Genomic DNA, 24,112 nt, shown 5'->3' on the forward strand with positions numbered 1-24,112 from the left:
TAAAGACGGAGGCATCGCATGCAGGTTGTCGACTCGCATATCCACCTGTGGGATCTGAAGACGCACCGTTACCCTTGGCTGGAAAATCCGGGCGTGTCGTTCGTCGGCGACGCGCGCGCTTTGAAGCACGACTATCTGCTCGATAACCTGCTTGCAGAAGCGGGCGACATCGACGTGAAAAAACTCGTGCATGTCGAAGCCAATCATGATCCCGCCGATCCCGTCGAGGAAACGCGCTGGCTGCAAGGCATCGCCGATCGAGCCGAATCGCGCGGCATGCCGAACGCGATCGTCGCCGCCGTCGATCTCGCTTCGCCGAATGCGCCCGCGGTGCTCGAAGCGCATGCGTCGTTTGCGAATACGCGCGGCGTGCGGCAGATTCTCAATGTGCACGAGAACAGATTGTTCGATTACGTCGGCCGCCATTACATGCGCGAGCCGCAGTGGCGCGAGAACTTTGCGTTGCTGCGCCGTCACGGCATGTCGTTCGATTTGCAGTTGTATCCGTCGCAAATGGAAGAGGCCGCCGCTCTGGCGCGCGCGCATTCGGACACGCTGTTCGCCGTCAATCATGCGGGCATGTTCGTGGACCGAAGCAGCGTCGCCGGTTATCGCGCGTGGCGCGACGGCCTGCGCATGCTCGCCGGTTGCAGCAACGTGTATGTGAAGATCAGCGGACTCGCGATGTTCGATCATCAATGGACGGTGGAAAGCCTGCGGCCCTATGTGCTCGAGACAATCGACGCGTTCGGTGCCGAGCGCGCGATGTTCGCGTCGAACTTTCCCGTCGACCGTTTGTTCGGGTCGTATACGGATTTGTGGCATGCGTATGCCGCGATTGTGGAAGGCGCGAGTGTCGCGGAGAAAGAGGCGCTCTTTTGCGGCAACGCGGAGCGCTTCTATCGGATCTGAAAAACCGCGGCAAAAAAACAAAAGCGCCCGATAAACGCAAACGAAGGAGACACGCAGTGCAGCAACCCTCAACCGCTCAGCCGAGGCTCGAATTGCGGCATGCGAGCAAATCGTTCGGGCGCGTGCGCGCACTGTCCGACGGCGATCTCGTGCTGTGGCCCGGCGAAGTGCATGCGCTGCTCGGCGAAAACGGCGCGGGCAAGTCGACGCTCGTGAAGATTCTCGCGGGCGTGCATCAGCCCGATAGCGGCGAGATGCTCGTCGACGGCACGCCGCGCCGCTTTGCGACGCCCGCCGAAGCACGCGATGCCGGACTCGCCGTGATCTACCAGGAGCCGACGCTGTTCTTCGACCTGTCGATTGCGGAAAACATCTTCATGGGACGGCAGCCCGTGGACCGCATCGGCCGCATTCAGTACGACGCGATGCGCCGCGAAGTGGACGGCCTGCTCGCGTCGCTCGGTGTCGATCTGCGTGCCGATCAACTGGTGCGCGGTTTGTCGATTGCGGATCAGCAGGTGATTGAAATTGCCAAGGCGTTGTCGCTGAACGCGAACGTGCTGATCATGGACGAACCGACCGCCGCGTTGTCGCTGCCCGAAGTCGAACGGCTCTTTGCAATCGTGCGCAAGCTGCGCGAGCGGGACGTGGCGATTCTTTTCATCACGCACCGGCTCGACGAGGTGTTCGCGCTGACGCAGCGCGTCACCATCATGCGCGACGGCGCGAAGGTGTTCGACGGCCTCACCGCCGATCTGAACACCGACGCCATCGTGGCAAAAATGGTCGGCCGCGATCTGGAAACGTTCTATCCGAAAGCGGAGCGGCCGCCCGGCGAAGTGCGTCTGTCGGTTCGCGGCCTCACGCGCGTCGGCGTTTTCAAGGACATTTCGTTCGATGTCCGCGCAGGCGAAATCGTCGCGCTCGCGGGTCTCGTCGGTGCGGGGCGCAGCGAAGTCGCGCGCGCGATCTTCGGCATCGACCCGCTGGATGCCGGCGAAATCCTGGTCGGCGGCAAGCGCCTTGCCGCAGGCAACGCAGCCGGCGCGGTGCGCGCGGGACTCGCGCTCGTGCCCGAAGACAGACGCCAGCAAGGGCTCGCGCTGGAGCTGAGCATCGCGCGCAATGCGTCGATGACGGTGCTCGGCCGGCTCGTCAGACACGGTCTCATCACGACGCGCAGCGAGACGCAGCTTGCGAACAAGTGGGGCACGCGGCTGCGTCTGAAAGCAGGCGATCCGCATGCGCCAGTGGGCACGTTATCGGGCGGCAATCAGCAGAAGGTCGTGCTCGGCAAGTGGCTCGCAACGGGCCCGAAAGTGCTGATCATCGACGAACCCACGCGCGGTATCGACGTCGGCGCAAAAGCCGAGGTATATGGCGCGCTTGCCGAACTCGTGCAGGACGGCATGGCGGTGCTGATGATCTCGAGCGAATTGCCTGAAGTACTCGGCATGGCCGACCGCGTGCTGGTGATGCACGAAGGACGCATCAGCGCGGAGATCGCGCGCGCCGAGGCCGACGAGGAACGCATCATGGCCGCGGCACTCGGACAACCCATTCCACCGCTGGGACGGGCCGCATAATGCGCCACTCATCGACTCATGCCGCGCCGGTGCAGACGCCGCCGCCATCTTCGAAGCGCTCCGCGAGTACGCCAGGCGGCTTCGTCGCGAGCCTCGCGAAGAGCCGCGAGACGACGCTCTTCGTCGTGCTGATTCTGCTGATCGTGGGCACCGCGCTCGCGAGGCCGCAGTTCCTGAACTTGCAGAATCTGCGTGACGTGCTGCTCAACGTGTCGATCATCAGCCTGTTGACCGCGGGCATGACCGTGGTGATCCTGATGCGTCATATCGACCTGTCGGTGGGCTCGACGGTCGGCATCAGCGCGTATGCAGTGGGCAGCCTCTACGTTGCGTTTCCGCAGATGCCGGTAATCGTCGCGCTCGCGGCGGGACTCGCGATTGGCCTCGTCGCGGGCGGCATCAACGCGTTGCTCGTGGCGGTGGGCCGCGTGCCGTCGCTCGTCGCGACGCTCTCCACGCTGTACATTTTTCGCGGCGCCGATTATGCGTGGGTGCATGGCGGACAGATCAACGCAACGAGCTTGCCCGAAGCGTATTCGCGCCTTGCCACAGGCACTTTCTTCGGCATACCGACGCTCGCGCTGATCGCGGCCGTCGTGCTGCTCGCGCTCGCGATCTACCTCAAGCAGTTTCGCGGCGGACGCGAGCACTATGCGATCGGCTCGAATCCTGAAGCGGCGCGTCTTGCCGGTGTGAATGTCGAGCGGCGCGTGATGGCGGGCTTTCTGCTGTCCGGCGCGATTGCCGGCTTCGCGGGCGCATTGTGGCTCGCGCGCTTCGGCACCGTCGATGCGAGCACCGCGAAGGGCATCGAACTGCAAGTGGTGGCGGCGGCCGTGGTCGGCAGCGTGGCGATTACAGGCGGCGTCGGCACGATACTCGGTGCAACGTTGGGCGCGCTCGTGCTCGGCGTGATCAGCATTGCGCTTGTCGTGCTGCACGTTTCGCCGTTCTGGGAGCAGGCGATCGAAGGCGCGCTGATCGTCGCCGCGATCACCGCCGATACGTTGCTGGCGCGCTCCGTCGCCAAACGCATGATGAGGAAACGCGATCATGGCTAAACCCGATTCCGCGCTGCTCACGCGCAAACGCGAAACGCCGCTGCAATGGGAAGCGCTGCTGGTGATCGTGCTGATACTGTCGCTTGCACTGGGACGCATGCTGTCGCCCGTGTTCCTGACCGGCGCAAATCTGAGCAACGTGCTGGCCGATCTCACCGAGATCGCGTTGATGGCGCTGCCGATGACGCTGATTATCGTCGCCGCTGAAATCGACTTGTCGGTGGCCTCGGTGCTCGGCGCATCGAGTGCATTGATGGGCGTGCTGTGGCATATGGGCTTGCCGATGCCGGTCGTGATCGCGCTCGTGCTGGTCGCGGGCGCGGTCGCGGGGCTGCTCAATGGCCTCGTGATCGTGAAGCTGAACCTGCCGTCGCTCGCGGTCACGATCGGCACGCTCGCGCTGTTTCGCGGGCTCGCGTATGTGCTGCTCGGCGATCAGGCCGTCGCCGATTTTCCGCCTGCTTATACGGCGTTCGGCATGGACACGCTCGGCGCGACTTTCATCCCGTTGCCGTTTGCGATCGTGATCGTCGGCGCCGTGCTGTTTACGGTGCTGCTGCAGGCTACCGCGTTTGGCCGCAGCCTCTATGCGATCGGCGCGAATCCGACCGCGGCCGCGTTCTCCGGCATCGAGGTCGCGAAGATCAGGCTGCGTCTGTTCGTGCTGTCGGGTTTGATGAGCGCGCTGGCCGGCGTGGTCTACACGCTGCGCTTCACGAGCGCGCGCGGCGATAACGGCGAAGGCTTCGAGTTGTCGGTGATCGCGGCCGTGCTGTTCGGCGGCGTGAGCATTTTCGGCGGACGCGGCTCGATGATCGGCGTGCTGCTGTCGCTGCTGATTATCGGCGTGCTGAAAAACGCGTTGACGCTCGACGACGTGTCCAGCGAGACGCTCACCATCGTCACCGGCGTGCTGCTGCTTGCGTCGGTGCTGATACCGAATCTGGTTGCGCGCTGGCGCGCGGCACGCGACCGGCGGTTCATCGCGAAGTCGGTTTCTTCCCCGTAACGTGACCATTGCTTGACCACCAAACCCGGACATCACCACGTCCAACAACAAGCAGGAGACACCTCATGTTCAAACCTCTTCGTCACACCGGCGCGGCCGCGCTGTGCGTCGCATTGCTCGCGATCAGTTGCGCGGCGCCCGCCGCGGGCCTGAAAAGCGGCCTGAAAATAGCGTTCCTGCCGAAGCAGATCAACAACCCGTATGAAGTGATCGCCGACGACGGCGGCCTCGCCGCGATCAAGGAATTCGGCGGCGTGGGCAAGGTGGTGGGTCCGTCGGATGCGGGCGCGTCGTCGCAGGTGCAATACATCAACACGCTGATCACCCAGCGTCAGGACGCGATCGTGATCGCCGCCAACGACGCGAACGCGGTCGTGCCGTATCTGAAGAAGGCGATGTCGCAAGGCATCAAGGTCGTCACGTTCGATTCGGACACGGCGCCTGAAGGTCGTCAATTGTTCGTCAATCAGGCGAACGCGGAAGGCATCGGCCGCGGCCAGATTCAACTCGTGTCGAAGCTGATAGGCGGTGAGGGCGAATTCGCGGTGCTGTCGGCCACGCCGAATGCGACCAATCAGAATACGTGGATCAAGTGGATGCAGGAGGAACTGAAGAAGCCCGAGTATTCGAAGATCAAGCTGGTCAAGATCGCTTACGGCAACGACGACGACCAGAAGTCGTTCGTCGAAACGCAGGGTTTGTTGCAGGCGTATCCGAACCTGAAGGCGATCGTCGCGCCGACCACGGTGGGCATCGCTGCGGCGGCGCGTTATATCTCGTCGTCGTCGAGCAAGGGCAAGGTGGCGGTGACCGGTCTTGGCACGCCGAACCAGATGCGCGCGTTCGTGAAGAACGGCACCGTGAAGGCATTCCAGTTGTGGGACCCGAACCAGTTGGGTTATCTCGCGGGCTATGCAGCGGCGGCGCTCGCGTCGGGCACGATCAGCGGCAAGGAGGGCGAGTCGTTCGATGCGGGCAAACTCGGCAAGCGCACCATCGGCCCGCAAGGCGAGATCATTCTCGGACCGCCGACCACATTCGATGCCGGCAATATCGACAACTTCAATTTCTAGAGCGGGGCGAATACAACGCGATAGATTCGTGAATCAGAGCAGAGAACGCCCCGCTGGGCGCTCTCTGAAGGTCATTCCGAGCGCCCGTGATGGTGCTGATGGCCGTAATGGTCCGCATGATGGTGCGCACCGCCCTCCATCATGCGCATCATCTCTGGCCCGCCGGTTTTAAAAAAGATCACCGTCAAAATGACAGCCACAATCCCAAAGACGATATTCAGTACCGTCGTATAGTTGAAGGTAATCGCTGCATCCACGACAGCCGTATGCCGCTCGTGCGGAACCCAGCCTAGCGCCTGGAACAGAGCTTCGACAACGAGTGCCGCCGACACCATCGCAAGGTAGAACGTCACGGCGAGAAAAGCGGTCATTCGTCCACCATAGTACTTTCTGTAGATATTCAGAATAGGCAGGATGATGAGATCGCCAAAAATGAAAGACGCGACGCCGCCGAAACTGATGCCTCCATTCCAAAGTACTGCTGCAAGCGGCACATTGCCTACGGAACACGTGAACGACGCGACGGCAATGAGTGGCCCGACAAACGCGCCCCAAATCATCGCGGCCGTTGGATGGCTGACGAGGAAGAACTTCTGCCAGAAGCTGTCGGGCACCCATGCGCCCAAAGCTCCCGCGACGAGTAAGCCAACGCCGATGTCGCGCCACAACATCGCCCAGTTCATCGCATAGCTGTGACTGATCGCTATCCATCCCTCTCTGGACGACAGGCGTTCTTTCCAGGTGCCTTGCTGTTCGCTCATCGACATCGCCGCATGGCCTTCCATACTGCCGGCAATACCTTTGTCCGCCTGCTCGATCGCGTCGCGCTTGAGCGAGTCTTTAAGAAAGAAACGGAAGAAGAGCACCATAACGACAATCATGATCGGGCCGCCGATAAACTCAGCGGCGGCGAATTGCCACGAAATGAGTACCCACATCAAAACGCCGAGTTCAAGCACCAGATTGGTTGCGGCGAACTGGAACGCCATTGCGGCGGTAAAGTCGCCGCCCTTGCGCACAATAGAGCGGGCCATCGCAACTGCCGCATAAGAACACGAGGACGACGCGGCGCCTAACAGCGCGGAGACGGTCAGCGTTTTGGCCGATGAATCGGGCAGAAGCTTCGACATCTCCGACTTCGAGACGATGACTTCAATCACGGCAGAGAAAAGAAAGCCGAGACTGAGGCCCCAGAAGATCTGCCACAGCATGGTGAAAGCCATCCATAGCGCGTGACCGAGAGCAGTAACTATCTGCATCGCAACCTCCTGCTTGGAAAACTTCTGAACTGGCTATACGTCGACCGGACGCGGAAAGTACAACGTGAAAGTGGTGCGCTCGTCATTGCTCGCGACCTCGACTTTGCCACGATGCAATTCCATGATCGATTTGACGATAGCAAGGCCGAGACCCGCATTTCGGGCTGAACGGTGCCGCGACGCGTCGACGCGATAGAAACGTTCGAAAATCCGCTCGACGTGTTCGGGCGCAATCGCATGTCCCCGGTTGGTCACTTCGACGACCGAGTACTTCGGCGATTCGAACGAGCGCAACTCGACGCAAGAGCCCGCAAAAGCATGGTCGAGTGCGTTGGACATCAGGTTGCTGACAGCGCGCCGGAACAGCGTCGCATCCGCGGATAATTGTGCATTTCCATCCACGGCGAGATTCACGCCGGCTTCTTCCGCGAGGCCCTGAAAATACGATGCGAGCCTACTCAATTCGCTCGTCGCGTCCAACTTGACCACGTGAATAAGCTGCTGCGCGTTTTCATTGCGCGCGAGAAACAACATGTTCTCGATCATCCGCTGAAGCCGCTCGCACTCTTCGATATTCGAGTCGATCAGTGCTTCGTATTCGTCGATGGTTCTCGTGCGAGACAGCGTGACCTGCGACGAGCTGATGACATTGGCGAGCGGTGTTCGCATGTCGTGTGCGAGGTCGGATGAGAACTGCGACAGACGCACGAATGCGCGTTCCAGCCGGTCGAGCATCCGATTGACCGATAGCGCAATAGCCTGAAGCTCGACGGGTCCGCCGTGTATATCGAGCCGCTCGCTCAGATTGTGCGCCTCGATGCGTGAAGTCTGACGGCCGATGCTTTTAACCGGCGACAGTCCTCGCCGCGTAACGGCATAGCCAACGGTGCTGACGAGCGCGGCGCCGAGCGCGACGGCAATCAGCACGTCGACGCGATAGCTGTTGAGAAGCGATTGCCGGTCGGAGGCGGCGCGCACCAGCACCACACGCACGGTTTCATGCGACGGCAGCGTTGCCCCGGAGAAGATGCAGCGCGATGAACCTATTGACGCGATCTCGCAGGTGAACGGACTGCCGCCAGCGTGCTTGCCGGAAAACGCAGCCGCAAGATCAAGATGTTCCTGGCCAACGTGCTCTACCAGCACGCGATTCTGCGCGTCGAAAATGCCGAGATAGACGCCGGGATGCGACAGCAGCACTTCATGGAAAATTGCGGGCGCCGCTTTAACTGCGTGAATCGATCCGGCATCGCGCACGAACTGCTGAAACTGCGCGAGCTTGCCGATAATCTCAATGTCGTCGCGCCGCTGCAATTCCTGCGATAGCGAGCGATAAAGGAATGCACCCATGAGCGCAAATACGATAAGCGCCGCTACCGCGAATGCAGCGGTCAATCGCTTGAGAAGCGAGTAGGGAGCCTTTCTCGCGGTCACGAACGATCCTCGAGTACGTAGCCCATTCCACGGACCGTGTGCAACAGCTTCGTCTCGAACGAGTTGTCGATTTTTGCACGCAGGCGTTTGACGGCGGCATCGACCACGTTGGTATCGCTGTCGAAATTCATGTCCCAGATCTGCGACGTGATGAAGGTGCGCGTCAGTACTTCGCCCTGCCTTTCAGCGAGCAACTGCAATAGCGAGAACTCCTGCGCTGTCAGGTCGATGCGCAGATCGCCGCGCTTCACCCGTCGCTTGATGAAGTCCACTTCCATGTCGGCGATGCGCAGCACGTCCTTGACCGCGCGCGGCGCCCGCCGCAGCAGCGAACGGATTCGGGCGAGGAACTCGGCGTAGGCGAAAGGCTTGGACAGATAATCGTCCGCGCCCAACTCGAGACCTTCGACTTTGTCCGCGACCGTGTCGCGCGCGGTCAGCAGAAGAACCGGCGTCTGCTTCTCCTTACGCAGCCGCCGAAGCAACTCGAAGCCGTCTATTCCGGGAAGCATCACGTCGAGTACGATCAGATCGAATTCCTCGTGCAACGCGAGGAACAGACCGTTGACGCCGTTGTCGGCAGTGTCCACCGTAAAGCTCGCCTCGACCAGTCCCTTCCTGAGATAGGCGGCCATCTTCGGCTCGTCTTCGATAATGAGTATGCGCATCGGTCAACGGTCCATCTTTTCGCGGAAGGAGGGGAGTGTGGTCAGCTTAGACATGGCTCGGCAGTCGTGAGATGACGGGAGCATGACATTTTTTTCATCTTCGCGAGCATGAAAAATCAGTCATCTCGTGGCCATCGCGGCGTCAGAAGGCCCGCAGTAAGCTTTGGTCCTGAGCGTCGGCCGTGCCGTTACGCGTTGACACGTTTCAGCTTACAACCGCCCAAAATCGCGTGCTAGACTCCGGCCCCATGTACTACTGGCGCAAACTCTTCATCGTCGTTCTGCTTGCACTGAGCCTTCCGGCTCAGTCGTTCGCGGCCGTCGCGATGAAATGTGGCGTCGGCCAGGCGCATCATCATAGTGCGCATGTTGCGCCGGAAGGCGGCGAGCATCATGCAGCCATGTCCGGTGCAGAGCATCTTCACGCAAGCGGCGATCATCACCACGATGGTCATCAAGGGCACGCGTGCGCAACCTGCGCATCGTGCTGTTCCGGTGCAGTCATGCTGTTCGTGCCGATCCTGCCGCCCACGGCTGAAACCGCTCACTTCTTCTTGTCCCCGTCTTCTTCCGCGCCCGTCGTGTCGTTCCTGACGGGCGGCATTGAACGACCTCCCCGCTCGATTCTCGTCTAGTCCGCGCCCTCGCAGCCGTTCGCTGCAACGGGCATGTTCCTGGAGACCGGCAACCGGCCTCCGGATGATTCACGACGAGAACAACTCATGCAAAAAATTTCTGTGGCGCTGCTTGGCGCGGCCGCGGCGTTGCCGCTGCTCGCGCACGCCGCGACGACCTTGCCGGACCCGGCCGATGCGGGAGCTTCGGTGCCGCCGCCTGCAACGTCGTCGGCATTCGACGGTTACAAGCCCTGGCACGATGGAGAAGCGCCGAGCTGGCAACAGCTCAATCGCGAAGTGGCACCGAGCCGGGCAGCGACCGGTGCGAAACACGCGAAACACGGGCAGCACGCGAATGCGGCATCCGAGCATGGAGGTGACTCCAAATGATGCGTCACCTCGCGCAGACCCGCGTCGCGTACATCGCCGTCGCGGCGATTCTGCTCACCGGCTGCACAACGTTTTCAAACGACGGCGGCTTCGGCGCCGTATCGACGACTGCATCGCAGCGGCTCGGCAAGGATGCGGTCTATGTGAAGACCGACGAAGACCGCGAAGCCGTTTTCAAGCGCACGCGGGAACTCCTGTCAAAGCCGCTCGGCATGGACGACGCGGTGCAACTCGCGTTGCTGAACAACCGCAGGCTTCAGGCGGCTTACGGAGAGCTGGGCGTCTCGGAGGCCGATCTCGTGCAGGCGGGCCGTCTGCCGAATCCAGGCTTCACGTTCAGCAGAACGCACTGGAGCGATGGATTCGGCATTAGCCGTACCTTCTCGATGGGCGTGCTCGGTCTGCTTACGCTGCCTTTGGCGACACGCGTCGAAGGGCGGCGGTTCGAGCAGACGAAGCTCGAGACGGCCAATGCGATGCTTGCCGTGGCCGCCGACGCCCGCAAGGCTTATGTGAACGCGGTGGCTGCGCAACAGGCTGCGCTCTACGCGGAGCAGGTCAAGGACTCGGCCGAAGCCGGCGCGGAACTCGCGCTGCGCATGCGCCAGGCGGGCAACTTCAGCAGACTCGACTACGCGCGCGAGCAGGCCTTTTATGCCGAGTCCGTCGCGCAACTCGCAAAAGCCCGGCAGCAATCAGTCATGGCGCGCGAGAAGCTCACGCGCGCGATCGGCTTATGGGGTTCGGGAACGCAATTCGAACTGCCCGACCGTCTGCCGGAACTGCCAAAGGAAAAGCCTCAACTCGACGATCTCGAGAGCTTTGCGATGCGAAATCGGCTGGACATTCAGGCCGCGAAGCTGAGAACGGAAAGCGTTGCCAGTTCTCTGGGACTGACGAAAGCAACGCGCTTCGTCAATGCACTCGACGTCGGTTATCTCAACAACTTCGAGACCGACAAGGGACATGAGCGCGGCTACGAAATCAGCGTCGAGATTCCGCTCTTCGATTGGGGCAGTGCAAAGACCGCGCGCGCCGAAGCCATCTACATGCAATCGGCTAACCGGCTTGCACAGACGGCAATCGATGCACGCTCCGAAGTACGCGAGTCGTATTCCGCTTACGTCACGAGCTATGACGTCGCGAAGCATTACCGCGACGAAGTCGTGCCCGTGCGCAAGACCATCTCTGACGAAATGCTGCTGCGCTACAACGGCATGCTCGCGAGCGTGTTCGAACTGCTCGCCGATTCGCGCGATCAGGTCGCGGCCGTCAACGGATATATCGATGCGCTGAAAGATTACTGGGTTGCCGAGACGGACCTGCAGCAGTCGCTTGGTGGCCGTCTGCCGCCGCTTGCCGCGATGTCCGCAACTCAACCGGCGTCGCCGACGAATTCAGAAGGTAAATGAACATGGTGTCACGTCGAAATTTTCTTGGCGGCTCAGGCGCTGCGCTGCTCGGTGCAGCGCTGGTCAGCAAGGCGGGCGCGGCTTCGCTTCCAGAAGCGCCAACGATGCAAAAAACCGCCACGCAGCCGCCGCTCGTCCCGCCCAATGGCCGGCCTTATACGCCCGTTGCCACACTCAATGGCTGGACGCTGCCGTGGCGCATGAAGAACGGATGGAAGGAGTTTCATCTGATCGCCGAGCCGGTCGTGCGCGAAATGGCGCCGGGCATGAAGGCGAACCTGTGGTGCTATAACGGCCAGGCGCCTGGCCCGACCATCGAGGCCGTGGAAGGCGACAAGGTCCGCATCTTCGTGACCAACAAGCTGCCGGAACACACGACCGTTCACTGGCACGGGATGCTGCTGCCGTGCGGAATGGACGGCGTCGGCGGTCTGACGCAACCGCATATTCCGCCTGGCAAGACATTCGTCTACGAGTTTCAGCTCGAGAAACACGGCACGTTCATGTATCACCCGCATGCCGACGAGATGGTGCAGATGGCGATGGGCATGATGGGCACGTTCATCGTTCATCCGAAGGATCGCGGCGTCATGCCGGTCGACCGCGACTTCGTGTTCCTGATGTCGGCCTACGACATCGACCCAGGAAGCTTCACGCCACGCGTGAACGAAATGACGGACTTCAACATGTGGACGTGGAATGCGCGTGTGTTTCCGGGCATCGATCCATTGCCCGTTCGCACCGGCGACCGGGTGCGCATTCGCTTCGGCAATCTGACGATGACCAATCATCCGATCCATCTTCACGGATACAGCTTCGAGGTGGCAGGAACCGATGGCGGATGGATTCCTCCGTCCGCGCGTTGGCCCGAAGTCACCGCCGACGTCGCGGTCGGGCAGATGCGCGCGATCGAGTTCACCGCTAACCGGCCCGGCGATTGGGCGTTTCATTGCCACAAGTCGCATCACACGATGAATGCAATGGGGCATCAGGTTCCCAACCTGATCGGCGTACCGCAAAAAGATCTCGCGAAGCGCATCAACAAGCTGGTGCCGGACTACATGGCGATGGGCGCGACGGGCGGCGCGATGGGCAATATGGAAATGCCATTACCGGACAACACGCTGCCGATGATGACGGGAACGGGACCATTTGGCCCGCTGGAAATGGGCGGCATGTTCAGCGTCGTGAAAGTGCGCGACGGTCTCGGCCGCAACGATTATCGCGACCCCGGCTGGTTCAAACACCCGAAGGGAACCGTCGCGTACGAGTACACCGGCGAAATGCCGGAAAGCTGAATTAGCCCGAAGCCGGATGATTGGACTCGGCCGGATTTTTTATCACTTTGACTGTTGAGGGAACGTATGAAGAACGTAGTGGCTTTCATTGCAATGTGTTGTGCTGTTTCGGTTTCCGCGACCGCTTATGCAGCCGCCGATATGGGAAGCATGAACATGGCGAGTGGCGCACAGCAAAGCGCGGACGTGAACGCGGACGCGAACAAAAGCATGTCGCATGGCGAAGTTAAAAAGGTGGATACCGCCGCGGGCAAACTCACCATCAAGCACGGTCCCCTGGAGAACCTTGGCATGGAAGCCATGACGATGGTTTTCAAGGTTAAAGACCCGGCGATGTTGTCTCAGGTGAACGTCGGCGACAAGATCGATTTCGTCGCCGAAGAAGTCGATGGCTCACTGACCGTGACGAGCCTGCAAAAGCAGTGACGTGCAATGGGCGCCGCCCATGACGCACGCACGGCGCCCTCGTTAAATTCCGGGAGGCAACATCATGAATACCAACATGCGAAAAACGTTCTTTGGTGCGGTGGCAACCACTGCACTCGTGCTTTCACCCGCGCTCGCGTTTGCGCACGGCAAGCTGGAAACGGCGACGCCGGCGGCCGGCAGCACAGTCGATGTATCGCCCGACTTACTCAGGCTGACGTTCAACGAGGACCTTGAGTCTTCGTTCAGCACCATCAAGGTCGCCGATGCGAGCGGCGCGCCCGTTACTAAAGAAAAAGCAACCGTCGACGCCGCCAATCCGCGCGTACTGGCCGTCGCGATCCCGAAGCTCGCTTCGGGTGCGTACACCGTGCAATGGGCTGTGATGACGCATGACGCGCACAAGACCAAAGGCATCTACACATTCGCGGTGAAGTGATGAACGAAGGCTTCCTCGGCGTTGTCCGGCTGATATCGGTAGCGCTGCAAAACGTGAGCTTTGCCGTGCTTATCGGAGCGATGCTCAGTGACATGTGGTTGTCGCGACGCGCGTCGCGATGGCAGTCGGGCGTCAGTCGGCGACTCCTGACGACCATGAGGATTTCGGCGTTAGTTGTATTGCTTTCGAGCTTTTCGGCTTTCTGGGCTCACTGCGCGCTAATGAGTGAATCGTCTTTGTTTGAAGCCGGGCCGGCAGTCGTATCGATGCTGAAGGAGACCGGGTTCGGTCATGCCTGGCTCGTGAACTGCGTTCTACTGCTCGTCGTTCTTGTGCTTCTGCTGGCGAACGTGCATAAGCGCGGGCCATACGCAGTCGTCATTGCATTCGCCACTGCGGGCGCGGCCCTGGCGAGAAGCAATACGGGACATCCGGTCGATGCCGGTACTTTTTCGCCGCCGGTATGGGCCGACTGGGTACACGTGCTTGCTATCAGCGTATGGGTCGGCCTCGTGCTTGTGGCGGCCAGTATCGTCGTGCCGCGAATAGGCAAGGCCCCGGAAGACGACGCGCCCAATAGCGCGGCATTCGTGCAATCGCTTTCAAACGCAGCCACTGTTGCGCTCGCGATGCTGGCTATCACTGGCACGTACAACGGTTGGCGCGGCGTGAACAGTCCCGTCAATCTCTGGACGTCGACTTACGGGCAGGTTCTTGTGCTGAAGCTCGCGCTTGTGCTGATTGCAGCGGCGCTTGGAGGACATAACCGGATCGTTGAAATGCCGAAAGTACTCATGTCATTGAAGGGCTCGCATGCGATGCAGTCGCGCGTTGCATTGAGGCGCTTTGCGCGAGTACTTCAGGTTGAGTCGGTCGTGCTGGCCGGTGTGCTTATTGTCGCCGCGGTTCTCGTTTCGAGTCCTTTACCGGGGACTTCTTCCTGACGGAAAACTTTTTACCAGTCCACGCAGATGGTGGTGTCTGTGCAGCGGCTTCATGTCTTGTCGAATCATCGCCGTGCACCGGCGCTTCCATCTTTTACAGGCTCGGCCGCGCGTCGGGCCTTTTTTTGCTCCGCCACGATGCGCTGATCGCGGCGGAGCGCCATGTATTCGCGTCGCAAGTCACACGCGAACTAAACTCGGCCGCTCAAAACCGATGTTGAATACCCGCCGTCACACCCGCTTGCGTATCCGCCGCGCCGGTCAGATCGCGCGACAGGCTGACGGCGTTGCCATGCTTCGCCATCGCATACCCACCCGCGAGATACAGCACCGTGCGCTTCGACAACGCGTACTGGCCGCGCAGCGAAAAGAGCGTCGGGTCGGCGTCGCTCGCGTTCTTGATGTCCTGATGATAAACAGCGCCGAACAGCGAGAAGAACGGCGTCACCTCGTATTGACCGCCGATCCAGTACATGTCGCTGCGCAGCGTCGGCGTGGCCGTGTGGAAGGTGCGCCGATAGTTGCGATAGCCGGCCATTGCCTTGACCGGGCCGAAGTCGTAACTCAAGCCGGCATGAATGCCCTGAATGTAGTTGGTGGTGTCCGCGGGCGTGACGCTGTCGTTCGCACCGTTCTGACGGTCGAAGGTAACCACGGCGGCGAACGGGCCGTTCTCGTAGCCGAGGCCGAAGTCGTATTTCGAGCTCGATTTCATGCTGCCGGGCACATTGCCGAAGCCGTACATCGCGCCGAACTTAAACCCGGCGAAAGTGCCGTCGTAGCGCACAGCGTTGGCCGAGCGCGAGAACAGTCCGTCCTTGCGGCCGCCCGTTGCCGTCGATGAGGTCGCCCACGAGTAGTTCGGCGCATAACCCATCGGGTCGAACTGCAGCATGTAGTCGTACGTGGTCGTGAAATTGCGGCCGAGCGTGATTTGGCCGAAGCGGTTCTTCAGGCCGATGGTCGCGCGCCGGTCGAAGATCGCGCCGGGGCCGTCGTCGAACTGGCCATTCGCGATGTTGATGCCGCTTTCCAACTGGAACACGGCCTTCAATCCACCGCCGAGATCCTCGACGCCGCGCAGGCCCCAGCGCGACGTATTCTTGCCGCCCGACACGAGACGCGTTGCGCCGCCGTCCGCGCTCGCATGATTCACGTATTCGACGCCCGCATCGACGATGCCGTACAACGTCACGCTCGATTGCGCGTGCACGCCGGTCGCGAATGCGGCGAGTCCCGCAAAGCCCGCGAAATACGCGAGGCCTGCGCGGCTCGCGCCGAAGGTCGTTCTTTTGATGCTCAACTTCATCGACAGTCTCCTGTAGCTGGTTTTTTTACTTCGGTGGGTGAGTGCGTCAGCTCGCGTGGGCGAACGCCCAGCAATCGTTCGCGGGGAATTCGATCCAGTGGCGCCCGGCCGCGCGCGGCACGTTGCCGAATGCGCGCAGACGCAGCTCGCCGCAATGAAACAGGTACTCCCAGCGGTCGCCGAGATACATCGACGTGATCAGGTCCGCTTCGAGGCGATTCGCGCCCGGACCGTCGGCGACCTGCACGCGCTCGAGGCGAATCACCGCCTGCACCTGCTGGCCGGCCCTCAGCGCTTCGCGCGCTTGCGCCTGCAATTGCCAGCCGTCGCCGGCCAAGGTCACGCGCTCCCCGTCGATGGCGGCCACGCGCGCGTCGATACGGTTGTTGCTGCCCATGAATTCCGCGGTGTAAAGCGAACGCGGCTCGCCGTACAGTTCCGCGGGCGTGCCTTCCTGTTCGATACGGCCATTGCGCAGCAGCAGGATGCGGTCGGACATCGCCATCGCTTCGGTCTGATCGTGCGTCACGCAAAGCGCCGAGAGACCGAGCGACACGATCAATTCGCGCAGCCAGGCGCGCGCTTCCTCGCGCAATTTGGCGTCGAGGTTCGACAGCGGTTCGTCGAGCAGAATGACGGGCGGGTTGTAGACGAGCGCGCGCGCAATCGCGACGCGTTGCTGCTGGCCGCCGGAAAGTTGATACGGATAGCGCGCGGCCAGATGACCGAGACCGAGTTGATCGAGCGCGCCTTGCACGCGCTTTTTCTGCTCGGCCGCCGACACGCGCCGCAGCTTCAATCCATAGCCGACGTTTTCCGCGACGGTGCGATGCGGCCACAGCGCATACGACTGAAACACGAGACCGAGCGAGCGCTGCTCGACCGGCAGATCGGCGTGCGTGGCGCCGTCGAAGAACACTTTGCCGTCGAGTTCGATGCGCCCCGACGAAGGCTGCTCGAGACCGGCGACCGCGCGCAGCAGCGTCGTCTTGCCGCTGCCTGACGCGCCGAGCAGGCACACCACTTCGCCCGGATTCAGTTCGAACGACACGCCCTTGAGAATCGGGTTGTCGCCATAGCTCAGAAAGAGGTTGTCGACCGAGAGCTTATCCATGAAGTTTCACTCCGAAGCGCAGGGCCACGCCGAGCCCGGCGCCGACCATCGCGATGTTGATGACAGAAAGCGCCGCGACCTGATCGACCGCGCCGGTCGCCCACAGCGACACGAGCAGCGCGCCGATCACTTCGGTGCCGGGCGACAGCAGATAGACGGCGGTCGAATATTCGCGCTCGAAGATCATGAAGATCAGTAGCCACGCGGCGAGCAGGCCGAAGCGCACGAGCGGCAGCGTCACGTCGAGACTGACGCGCGAACGCGTGCCGCCGACGCTGCGTCCCGCTTCCTCGAGTTCGGGGCCGACTTGCAGCAGCGCGCTTTGGATCAGGCGCATGCCGTACGCGAGCCAGACGACCGTGTACGCGATCCAGATGCTCCACATCGAGTTCTTCAGCTCTTTCACACCCGGCACGAAGAGAAAGATCCACAGGAACGCGAGGCCGGCGAGCAGACCGGGCACGGCGCGCGGCAGCAGCACGAGGTAATCGAGCAGGCGCGTCGCCCAGTCGTTGCGGCGATGGCCGGCGAACGCCACGAGCGAATAGAAGCCCACCGCGAGCGCGCCGCCGAATATGCCGATGCCGAGCGTGTTGAGGATCGCGCGAACCAGGTTGTCCTGTTCGAACAGTTCGGTGAAGTTGGCGAGCGTGAGCACGTCGGCGAGATTCACGCCTTCGCCCCAGTTCGTGACGAACGCGCGCAGCGTGATGCCCGAGATCGGCACGAACACGGTCAACAAGAGCCACAGCGCGACGATCGCCAGCGCGACCCAACGCCATGCGCCAAGCGGCAGCACGGTCTGACGTCCGGCCTTGCCTTTCACGGTGACGAAGCGGTTCGCGCGCTTGAGGAGGCTGCGTTGCAGCAGCACGAGCGGAAACGTAATCGCGACAATGCACACGGCGACCGCGGCCATCAGGTGATACGACGGCACGCCGAGCTTGTTGGTGAGCTTGTACAGATAAGTGGCGAGCACGAGGTGGCCTTCGGGATCGCCGAGCACGAGCGGCAGGCCGAACACTTCGAAGCCGAGGAAGAACACCAGCACGCCGGCGAAGAGCAGGGCGGGCAAGGTCATCGGCAGGCTCACGTCGAGCGCGACGCGAAACGGGCGCGCGCCCGCGACGCGCGCGGCTTCTTCGACGTCCGAGCCGAGATTGCGCAGCGCCGCCGACGAATACAGGTACACGTGCGGCACATGCGTGAGGCCGACGATTACCGTGATCGCAAGAATCGAGTAGACGGTCCACGGCGCTTCGGCGCTGCCGAACAGCGTCTTCCACCAGACCGAATAGAAGCCGACCGGGCCGGCCGCGACGACGTAGCCGAACGCGAGCACCATCGGCGAAACGAAGACAGGCGTGAGCAGCAACGGCTCGAGCCAACGGCGGCCGGGCAGGTCGGTGCGAACCATCAGGAACGCGAGAATGCCGCCGAGCGGGATCGAGATGAACAGCATGCCGCTCGCGATCACGAACGAGTTCTTCAGCGCGGACCAGAAATCAGGATCACTGAAGATAAATTCGAAACCCGTGAGGCCGAGCGTGCGGTTGGCGTCGAAGAAAGGCGCATTGAGCACGCTCTGAAACAGGATGAAGCCGAGCGGCAGCGCCACGGCGACCGTCAGCACGGCGACGACGAGCCAGCGCAGCATCCCCGCCAACGGTTGCAGACGGCCGCGCGGCAATGCGCCGATGGGGCCGTCGTCAGCCGCGAGCGGCGCGGCGTCGCGAGGCCCGGTTGCGCTAGTAAAAAGCATGAGTGTCCCCCTGCGGCGCAAAAGCCGCATATCGGCAGGTGTTCAACGAAAAAGCAGAGACGTTCGCGCGTGGCGGCGCGAACGTATGCGCCTCTATGTCAGGCGCGACGGTTTAGCGCTTGATCGACTGTTGCCATTGCTTGAGGAATTCAAGGCGCTTCGACTGGTCGAGATAAACCAGCAGGCCCGCGCCGATAGGAATCGGCTTCAGCGAATCGCCGAGCTGCTTCGTGAGGCCGGCCATCGACGTTTCGCCTTCCACGTCGGAGCGAATCGAGAACAAACTCGCCTGATTCGCGAGCAGGGTCTGGCCGCGCTGCGACAGCAGATAGTCGACCCACAGCTTCGCGGCGTTCGGGCTTTTCGCCTTCTTCGAAATGGTGACGAGGCGGCTCACCACCAGCGTGTAGTCCTTCGGATAGACATAGCCGATGGAGGGATCTTTCTTGGCCTTGGTGAGCGCATACGAGCCGAGAATGTTGTAGCCGATCAGGTTCTCGCCCGACGAAATGCGCTCCATCATCGCGCCCGTGCTCGATTGCAGTTTCGGGCCGGTCGCGCCCATTGCCTTGACGAGATCCCACGTGACCTGCGGGTTCACGCGCGCGTCCTGCGTCAGATAGTTAAAGCCGACGCCGGACTTCTCGATGTCGTACGTCGTGACCTTGCCTTTGAACTGATCGGGCTTCGATTGCAGCAGCTTGATGAGGTCCGCGCGCGTCTGCGGCACTTCGCCCGCGGACAAGAGGCGCTTGTTGTAGACGATCGCGAGCGGTTCATAGGTCGTGCCGTACGCCTGCTTCTGGTACTGCGCCCATTGCGGCAACTGCTTCGCCTCGGGCGATTCGTAAGTCGCCATCAGGCCGTCGTTGACGAGCTTCACCTGCAGGTCCATGGCCGAGCTCCACAGCACGTCGGCGCTCGTGCTGCTCGCCGCGTTTTCGCTGATGTAGCGGTTGTACAGCTCGGTGCTGTTCATGTCGTTGTACTCGACTTTCACGCCGTACAGGCTTTCGAAGTCTTTGATCAGCGGACGCACGAGCGCGGTGTCCGTGACCGAGTAGACGATCAGTTTTCCTTCTTTTTTCGCTGCGTCGACAGTGGCCTGATAATCGCCCGGATAGCCGGCTGGGAACGCTGCCCACGTCGAATGTGCGGCGAATGCGGCAGCGGCGGCGAGAAGCTTTAAAGAGATATGCACGTCTTCCTCCAGAAAACATCATGTTGATTTTGTGAAGGCGAATGGTAAGAGACGCGCGCTTTCTGAACGCTTTCAATTTGCGAGGGAAATGCGTCACAATGGACGAATTCGCCTCATGGATTTCCCTGGGATTCTGTTCATGCGTGTGCTGCTTGTCGAAGACAATCCAATTCTTTCCCGCTCGTTAACCGACGCGCTGACCAATGCCAAACTCACTGTCGACTGCATGCATGACGGCGAATCTGCCGATCACGTATTGCGCACACAGGACTATGCACTCGTGATCCTCGACATCGGTTTGCCGAAGCTCGACGGGCTCGAAGTGCTGCGCCGTTTGCGCGCGCGGCGCAATGCCGTGCCGGTGCTCATCTTGACCGCGCATGGTTCGGTGGAAGAGCGCGTGCGCGGCCTCGATCTCGGCGCCGACGACTATCTCGCGAAGCCTTTCGCGCTCACCGAACTCGAAGCGCGCGCGCGTGCGCTGCTGCGCCGCGGTCATGGTCAGGAGGCATCGGTCGCGCAATGCGGCACGCTGGTTTACGACAGCGTCGATCGCGGCTTCACGCTCGACGGCGAACCGCTCGCGCTCACGCCGCGCGAACGTTCGGTACTCGAAGTATTGATCCTGCGCAACGGCCGCGCGATCAACAAGGAAACGCTGTCGGAGAAAATTTTCGGGCTCGACGAATCGGTGAATGCCGATGCGATCGAAATCTACGTGTACCGTTTGCGCAAGAAGCTCGAGCGCAGTTCGGTCGGCATCGTCACGCTGCGCGGGCTCGGCTATCTGCTCGAAGCCAGGACGCCATGACGCGGCCGAATCTGCGCGTGCGGGTCGCGCTATGGCTGCTGGTGCCGCTGTTATTGCTGCTCGCGCTGGATGCCTGGCTCACCTATCAACGCGCAATGAACGCGGCACATGCGGCATTCGATCGCACGCTCGAATTTTCGTTGCGCTCGATTCGCGACGGCGTGCGTCTGCGCGACGGTCGCATCGAAGTCGACTTGCCTTATCTCGCGCTCGAGATGTTCGAATCGAACGGCGGCGGCAACATCTACTATCAGATTCGCGAGGAACATGGCCGTGTGGTAACCGGTTATCCCGATCTGCCAGAAACGAAGAAGGTGCCGGCCGAGCCGTACAGCGTGCAGTTTTATGACGATGTATTTCGCGGCCGGCCGCTGCGCATCGCGATGCTGCGGCTGCCGGTGCACGACGTGCCGAGTGCGCAAACGCGCGTGGTGCTGGTGAGAGTCGGCGAAACGATCGAGGCGCGCCAGGCGCTGGCGCGCGAGATCCTTACCGGCTCGCTGCAACAGGAAGGCTTGCTGGTGATGCTCGCGCTCGGCATCGTGTGGCTCGGTGTCGCGCGCGGCTTGCGGCCGCTCAATCGTCTGTCGGCGAAAGTCGCGGCGCGCGCCGACGACGATCCCACGCCGCTCGATACCGTCGGCTTGCCGAGCGAGGTCGCGCCGCTCGTCGATTCGATCAACCAGTACATTGGCCGCACGCAGAAGATGCAGCTATCGCGGCGGCGCTTTTTCAACGACGCCGCGCATCAGTTGAAAACGCCGCTCGCGGTGATTCAGGCGGAGTCCGAACTGGCGCAGCGCGGGCTCGATGGCGTCGATGCGAACAATGCGGGCCCGAGGCGTCACGGCGTCCATTTGCGGCGCGGCTGAACCGCGCGGTGCAGCAGGCGGTGCGTATCGTGCAGCAGTTGCTGTCGCTGTCGCGGCTCGATGCGGACAGCGGCTACACGGTCAGGCATGCCGCGGTGCCGCTGCACAAGGTCGCGCGCAGCGTGACGCTCGACTGGTCGCCGGTGGCGCGCTCGCGCGGCATCGACCTCGGCTTCGAGCAGGAGACGCGCGTCGACGTGACGGGGCAATCCGATCTGCTCGCGGAACTGGTAGGCAATCTGATCGACAACGCGATCCGTTATTCGGGCGATGGCTCGGTCATTACCGTGCGGGTCGCGTGCGAGCACGGCGAGCCCTTGCTTCAGGTGATCGACAACGGGCCGGGCATTGCCGCGAGCGAACGCGATGCGGTATTCGAGCGCTTCTACCGCAGCGAGGCGACGCAGGCGGTGGAGGGCAGCGGGTTGGGGTTGTCGATTGTGCGCGAGATCGCGCGGGTTCATGGCGCGCGCGTCGAGTTGGGCGATGCGCGCGGCGGCGGGCTGGTGGTGAGCGTGTGGTTTCCTGCGCTTGTGCAAGGGGCGGCGTGAGGCGGGCTCGTGCGTTATCGCTGCGTTGCCCGTGGGTTATCGATGCGTTATCTGTGAATCGGAAAACTGCGTGCGAAACCCGTGGCCGGCGTCGTGCTATTCCATGTGGCGCCGTCCATGAACCGTTGCGTGGTTTCTTGCGCCGGCACCGCGACTTTCACCTGCGCGGCCGCCTCGCGATACAACTGCGTCTGATTGATGCGCTCGGCGATTTGCGCGTAATCGGCGCGTGCGTCGATCATTCCCCAGCGCTCGAATTGCGTCAGAAACCAGGCGCCCTCGAATGGCTGCGGATAGTTCACCGCGCCATCGTCGAAGAAACGCACCGGCAAACCGTGCGGCACTGACTCAGGAATCGCGTCGCCGAAACGTGCGGCGATCAATGCTTCGTCGATGCCGATAAATTCCGGCCGCGCGAGCCAGCGCGCGATCTCGTGGCGATGTCCGGGGCCGTCGAGCCAGCGGCACGCTTCGAGCATCGTCCGCACGAGCGCGCGCGCCGTGTTCGGATTCTGGTCGACGAAATCGCGCCGGCACGCGAGCACTTTCTCGGGATGGTCGGGCCACACTTCGCTCGTATAAGCGACCGTTCTGCCGACGCCTTGCGCTTCGGCCATCGCATTCCACGGCTCGCCCACGCACAGGCCGTCGAGCCCGTCTTCGGCAAGCGCGGCGACCATCTGCGGCGGCGGAATCACCACGCTTTCCACGTCGCGCAGCGGATGCACGCCTTGCGCGGCGAGCCAGTAATGCAGCCACATCGCGTGCGTGCCGGTCGGGAAGGTCTGCGCGAACACCGGCTTGCGGCCGAGCGCGGCGAGCGCCTTCGGCAACGTGCCGTGTGCGGCGAGCGCATCGGCGAGACGGTTCGACAAGGTCACCGCCTGGCCGTTGCGGTTGAGCACCATCAGCACGGCCATGTCCGTTTGCGGACCGCCCAGGCCGAGTTGCACGCCATAGACGAGGCCATAGAGCGTATGCGCCGCGTCGAGATCGCCGGACAGCAGCTTGTCGCGCACGGCGGCCCATGACGGCTGGCGCGACAGTTCGAGCGTGAGGCCATGCGCGTGGCCGAATTCGAGCAGCTTGGCGGCGACGAGCGGGGCGGCGTCGGACAGCGCGACGAAGCCGAGGCGCAGGTGCGTTTTCTCGAGCTGGCCGGATGTGGACGACGAAGCCGACAACGAAGCCGACGAGGATACGAGTGAGCTAACGGAGTTCATGGGCATGCTTCACTTGTGCGATTCAGCCGCCGCGACGACCGCGCGCGCGACCTCGGCGAGCTTCACACCCTGGTTCATCGCGCGTTTGCGCAGCGTGGCGTAGGCGGCGTGCTCGGTGATTTTCTGCTGATCCATCAGCAGGCGTTTGGCGCGGTCGATCAGCTTGCGCTCCGCGAGTTCGTTCTCGACCTGGGCGAGGCGTTCGCGCAGTTGCGATTCCCTGCGCGAAGCGCGCGAGCGCGACTTCGAGAATCGGGGCGAGCCGCTCGGTTTCGAGCCCTTCGACGAGATACGCGGTCACACCCGCGCCGACGGCATCGCGGATCAACTGCTGGTTCGAGTCGTGGCTGAACATCAGCACCGGACGCGGCGCGGTCGCGTTCATCACCGCGAGCTGTTCGAGCGTGTCGCGCGAGGGCGAATCGGTATCGATGATGATGACGTCCGGCCGCTCGCTCTGAACCGCGCTGTGCAGCGCGTGCGGCGTCGCGGTGCTGGCCAGCATCTCGTAACCGAGCCTGGCGAGCGCGTCACGTAGGTCGCCTATCGGCTTATCGGTATCGGTGACGAGGAGGACACGCAGCATGGGGTAGTGGCAATCGACGGCTGAACATCGTTAAAGCAACTTGGATGCCAGTGGCCGCGAAGCCTTGTGTACGAAGGGATTACGCACTGAGGCCGAGCTTTTTCGTGACGAGTGGCGCACCGGGAAAGGGCATGCGTCGCGGATGCACCGAAGCG

At 62.2% G+C, this 24,112-nt stretch carries 23 protein-coding genes and 1 pseudogene; 14 read left to right on the forward strand and 10 right to left on the reverse strand.

Annotation, left to right across the window (positions count from 1 at the left end; genetic code table 11):
• The first annotated feature begins 18 nt into the window (after positions 1-18).
• The 5 genes from ABIE53_RS27735 to rhaS all read left to right on the forward strand — a co-directional run bounded on the left by ABIE53_RS27735 (position 19) and on the right by rhaS (position 5,641).
• Positions 19-912: an amidohydrolase family protein gene (locus tag ABIE53_RS27735; RefSeq protein WP_107707458.1), complete on the forward strand. Its 894-nt coding sequence runs from the start codon at positions 19-21 to the stop codon at positions 910-912.
• A 56-nt stretch (positions 913-968) separates the two neighbouring features.
• Complete coding sequence (locus ABIE53_RS27740) at positions 969-2,498, forward strand: sugar ABC transporter ATP-binding protein (RefSeq protein ID WP_192699115.1); 1,530 nt, start codon at positions 969-971, stop codon at positions 2,496-2,498.
• Entirely contained in the window at positions 2,495-3,559 is a 1,065-nt protein-coding gene (locus ABIE53_RS27745; RefSeq protein WP_107707456.1) for an ABC transporter permease, read from the forward strand. Before ABIE53_RS27740 ends, ABIE53_RS27745 begins: the two co-directional genes overlap by 4 nt.
• Positions 3,552-4,568 (forward strand): ABC transporter permease, encoded by a 1,017-nt coding sequence (locus ABIE53_RS27750; protein WP_006046691.1) that lies wholly within the window; start codon positions 3,552-3,554, stop codon positions 4,566-4,568. The genes ABIE53_RS27745 and ABIE53_RS27750 overlap by 8 nt, the downstream gene beginning before the upstream one ends.
• A 65-nt stretch (positions 4,569-4,633) precedes the next feature.
• Entirely contained in the window at positions 4,634-5,641 is a 1,008-nt protein-coding gene (gene rhaS, locus ABIE53_RS27755; RefSeq protein WP_006046692.1) for a rhamnose ABC transporter substrate-binding protein, read from the forward strand.
• Positions 5,642-5,712: 71 nt separating this feature from the next.
• On the opposite strand, the gene ABIE53_RS27760 is transcribed toward rhaS, so the two are convergent.
• The 4 genes from ABIE53_RS27760 to ABIE53_RS27775 all read right to left on the reverse strand — a co-directional run bounded on the left by ABIE53_RS27760 (position 5,713) and on the right by ABIE53_RS27775 (position 9,460).
• On the reverse strand, positions 5,713-6,900 hold the full coding sequence (locus ABIE53_RS27760; RefSeq protein WP_192699114.1) for a permease: 1,188 nt from the start codon (positions 6,898-6,900) through the stop codon (positions 5,713-5,715).
• Between the two features lie 33 nt (positions 6,901-6,933).
• Entirely contained in the window at positions 6,934-8,334 is a 1,401-nt protein-coding gene (locus tag ABIE53_RS27765; protein WP_192699113.1) for a heavy metal sensor histidine kinase, read from the reverse strand.
• Positions 8,331-9,002, reverse strand: a complete 672-nt coding sequence (locus ABIE53_RS27770) for a heavy metal response regulator transcription factor (RefSeq protein WP_006046695.1) — start codon at positions 9,000-9,002, stop codon at positions 8,331-8,333. The genes ABIE53_RS27765 and ABIE53_RS27770 overlap by 4 nt, the downstream gene beginning before the upstream one ends.
• 233 nt (positions 9,003-9,235) lie before the next feature.
• Complete coding sequence (locus ABIE53_RS27775) at positions 9,236-9,460, reverse strand: hypothetical protein (protein ID WP_157140563.1); 225 nt, start codon at positions 9,458-9,460, stop codon at positions 9,236-9,238.
• Between the two features lie 264 nt (positions 9,461-9,724).
• Between ABIE53_RS27775 and ABIE53_RS27780 the strand changes: the two genes are divergently transcribed.
• From ABIE53_RS27780 to ABIE53_RS27805, 6 genes are all read left to right on the forward strand, one after another.
• Positions 9,725-10,009 (forward strand): hypothetical protein, encoded by a 285-nt coding sequence (locus tag ABIE53_RS27780; protein ID WP_192699112.1) that lies wholly within the window; start codon positions 9,725-9,727, stop codon positions 10,007-10,009.
• On the forward strand, positions 10,006-11,421 hold the full coding sequence (locus tag ABIE53_RS27785) for a TolC family protein (RefSeq protein ID WP_192699111.1): 1,416 nt from the start codon (positions 10,006-10,008) through the stop codon (positions 11,419-11,421). Before ABIE53_RS27780 ends, ABIE53_RS27785 begins: the two co-directional genes overlap by 4 nt.
• 2 nt (positions 11,422-11,423) lie before the next feature.
• Positions 11,424-12,719, forward strand: a complete 1,296-nt coding sequence (locus tag ABIE53_RS27790) for a copper oxidase (protein WP_192699110.1) — start codon at positions 11,424-11,426, stop codon at positions 12,717-12,719.
• A gap of 66 nt (positions 12,720-12,785) precedes the next feature.
• Positions 12,786-13,145, forward strand: a complete 360-nt coding sequence (locus tag ABIE53_RS27795) for a copper-binding protein (protein ID WP_192699109.1) — start codon at positions 12,786-12,788, stop codon at positions 13,143-13,145.
• Positions 13,146-13,209: 64 nt separating this feature from the next.
• Positions 13,210-13,584, forward strand: coding sequence for a copper homeostasis periplasmic binding protein CopC (copC, locus tag ABIE53_RS27800; protein ID WP_192699108.1), 375 nt, complete (start codon positions 13,210-13,212; stop codon positions 13,582-13,584).
• On the forward strand, positions 13,584-14,528 hold the full coding sequence (locus ABIE53_RS27805; protein WP_192699107.1) for a CopD family protein: 945 nt from the start codon (positions 13,584-13,586) through the stop codon (positions 14,526-14,528). The genes copC and ABIE53_RS27805 overlap by 1 nt, the downstream gene beginning before the upstream one ends.
• A gap of 205 nt (positions 14,529-14,733) precedes the next feature.
• On the opposite strand, the gene ABIE53_RS27810 is transcribed toward ABIE53_RS27805, so the two are convergent.
• From ABIE53_RS27810 to ABIE53_RS27825, 4 genes are all read right to left on the reverse strand, one after another.
• On the reverse strand, positions 14,734-15,837 hold the full coding sequence (locus ABIE53_RS27810; RefSeq protein ID WP_192699106.1) for a porin: 1,104 nt from the start codon (positions 15,835-15,837) through the stop codon (positions 14,734-14,736).
• Between the two features lie 46 nt (positions 15,838-15,883).
• Entirely contained in the window at positions 15,884-16,951 is a 1,068-nt protein-coding gene (locus ABIE53_RS27815) for an ABC transporter ATP-binding protein (RefSeq protein ID WP_192699105.1), read from the reverse strand.
• The gene (locus ABIE53_RS27820; protein WP_006046706.1) at positions 16,944-18,713 is read right to left on the reverse strand and encodes an ABC transporter permease; all 1,770 of its coding nucleotides are present in this window, start codon (positions 18,711-18,713) and stop codon (positions 16,944-16,946) included. Before ABIE53_RS27820 ends, ABIE53_RS27815 begins: the two co-directional genes overlap by 8 nt.
• 112 nt (positions 18,714-18,825) lie before the next feature.
• The gene (locus ABIE53_RS27825; RefSeq protein WP_006046707.1) at positions 18,826-19,914 is read right to left on the reverse strand and encodes an ABC transporter substrate-binding protein; all 1,089 of its coding nucleotides are present in this window, start codon (positions 19,912-19,914) and stop codon (positions 18,826-18,828) included.
• Between the two features lie 115 nt (positions 19,915-20,029).
• On the opposite strand from ABIE53_RS27825, the gene ABIE53_RS27830 reads away from it, so the two are divergent.
• The 3 genes from ABIE53_RS27830 to ABIE53_RS32035 are packed head-to-tail and all read left to right on the forward strand — an operon-like array spanning position 20,030 to position 22,148.
• A complete protein-coding gene (locus ABIE53_RS27830) occupies positions 20,030-20,725 on the forward strand; it encodes a response regulator (RefSeq protein ID WP_006046708.1) in 696 nt (231 codons plus the stop codon).
• Positions 20,722-21,597 (forward strand): sensor histidine kinase N-terminal domain-containing protein, encoded by an 876-nt coding sequence (locus ABIE53_RS32030; protein ID WP_502922750.1) that lies wholly within the window; start codon positions 20,722-20,724, stop codon positions 21,595-21,597. The genes ABIE53_RS27830 and ABIE53_RS32030 overlap by 4 nt, the downstream gene beginning before the upstream one ends.
• 8 nt (positions 21,598-21,605) lie before the next feature.
• On the forward strand, positions 21,606-22,148 hold the full coding sequence (locus tag ABIE53_RS32035) for a sensor histidine kinase (RefSeq protein WP_502922751.1): 543 nt from the start codon (positions 21,606-21,608) through the stop codon (positions 22,146-22,148).
• A 47-nt stretch (positions 22,149-22,195) separates the two neighbouring features.
• Here the strand turns inward: ABIE53_RS32035 and ABIE53_RS27840 are convergent, their stop codons facing one another.
• The gene (locus ABIE53_RS27840) at positions 22,196-23,371 is read right to left on the reverse strand and encodes a CmpA/NrtA family ABC transporter substrate-binding protein (RefSeq protein WP_192699104.1); all 1,176 of its coding nucleotides are present in this window, start codon (positions 23,369-23,371) and stop codon (positions 22,196-22,198) included.
• 9 nt (positions 23,372-23,380) lie between these two features.
• A pseudogene (locus ABIE53_RS27845) lies at positions 23,381-23,957 on the reverse strand (ANTAR domain-containing response regulator).
• Positions 23,958-24,112 lie beyond the last annotated feature (155 nt).

It is taken from the genome of Paraburkholderia sp. OAS925 (assembly GCF_040543975.1).
Lineage (GTDB): Bacteria > Pseudomonadota > Gammaproteobacteria > Burkholderiales > Burkholderiaceae > Paraburkholderia > Paraburkholderia graminis.

Excerpts from the sequence above, each read along its gene's own strand:
- ABIE53_RS27735 (WP_107707458.1), top strand. The coding sequence starts at position 19 with ATGCAGGTTGTCGACTCGCATATCCACCTGTGGGATCTGAAGACGCAC.
- ABIE53_RS27750 (WP_006046691.1), top strand. The coding sequence starts at position 3,552 with ATGGCTAAACCCGATTCCGCGCTGCTCACGCGCAAACGCGAAACGCCG.
- rhaS (WP_006046692.1), top strand. The coding sequence starts at position 4,634 with ATGTTCAAACCTCTTCGTCACACCGGCGCGGCCGCGCTGTGCGTCGCA.
- ABIE53_RS27760 (WP_192699114.1), bottom strand. The coding sequence starts at position 6,900 with ATGCAGATAGTTACTGCTCTCGGTCACGCGCTATGGATGGCTTTCACC.
- ABIE53_RS27770 (WP_006046695.1), bottom strand. The coding sequence starts at position 9,002 with ATGCGCATACTCATTATCGAAGACGAGCCGAAGATGGCCGCCTATCTC.
- ABIE53_RS27780 (WP_192699112.1), top strand. The coding sequence starts at position 9,725 with ATGCAAAAAATTTCTGTGGCGCTGCTTGGCGCGGCCGCGGCGTTGCCG.
- ABIE53_RS27785 (WP_192699111.1), top strand. The coding sequence starts at position 10,006 with ATGATGCGTCACCTCGCGCAGACCCGCGTCGCGTACATCGCCGTCGCG.
- ABIE53_RS27790 (WP_192699110.1), top strand. The coding sequence starts at position 11,424 with ATGGTGTCACGTCGAAATTTTCTTGGCGGCTCAGGCGCTGCGCTGCTC.
- ABIE53_RS27795 (WP_192699109.1), top strand. The coding sequence starts at position 12,786 with ATGAAGAACGTAGTGGCTTTCATTGCAATGTGTTGTGCTGTTTCGGTT.
- copC (WP_192699108.1), top strand. The coding sequence starts at position 13,210 with ATGAATACCAACATGCGAAAAACGTTCTTTGGTGCGGTGGCAACCACT.
- ABIE53_RS27805 (WP_192699107.1), top strand. The coding sequence starts at position 13,584 with ATGAACGAAGGCTTCCTCGGCGTTGTCCGGCTGATATCGGTAGCGCTG.
- ABIE53_RS27810 (WP_192699106.1), bottom strand. The coding sequence starts at position 15,837 with ATGAAGTTGAGCATCAAAAGAACGACCTTCGGCGCGAGCCGCGCAGGC.
- ABIE53_RS27815 (WP_192699105.1), bottom strand. The coding sequence starts at position 16,951 with ATGGATAAGCTCTCGGTCGACAACCTCTTTCTGAGCTATGGCGACAAC.
- ABIE53_RS27820 (WP_006046706.1), bottom strand. The coding sequence starts at position 18,713 with ATGCTTTTTACTAGCGCAACCGGGCCTCGCGACGCCGCGCCGCTCGCG.
- ABIE53_RS27830 (WP_006046708.1), top strand. The coding sequence starts at position 20,030 with ATGGATTTCCCTGGGATTCTGTTCATGCGTGTGCTGCTTGTCGAAGAC.
- ABIE53_RS32030 (WP_502922750.1), top strand. The coding sequence starts at position 20,722 with ATGACGCGGCCGAATCTGCGCGTGCGGGTCGCGCTATGGCTGCTGGTG.
- ABIE53_RS27840 (WP_192699104.1), bottom strand. The coding sequence starts at position 23,371 with ATGAACTCCGTTAGCTCACTCGTATCCTCGTCGGCTTCGTTGTCGGCT.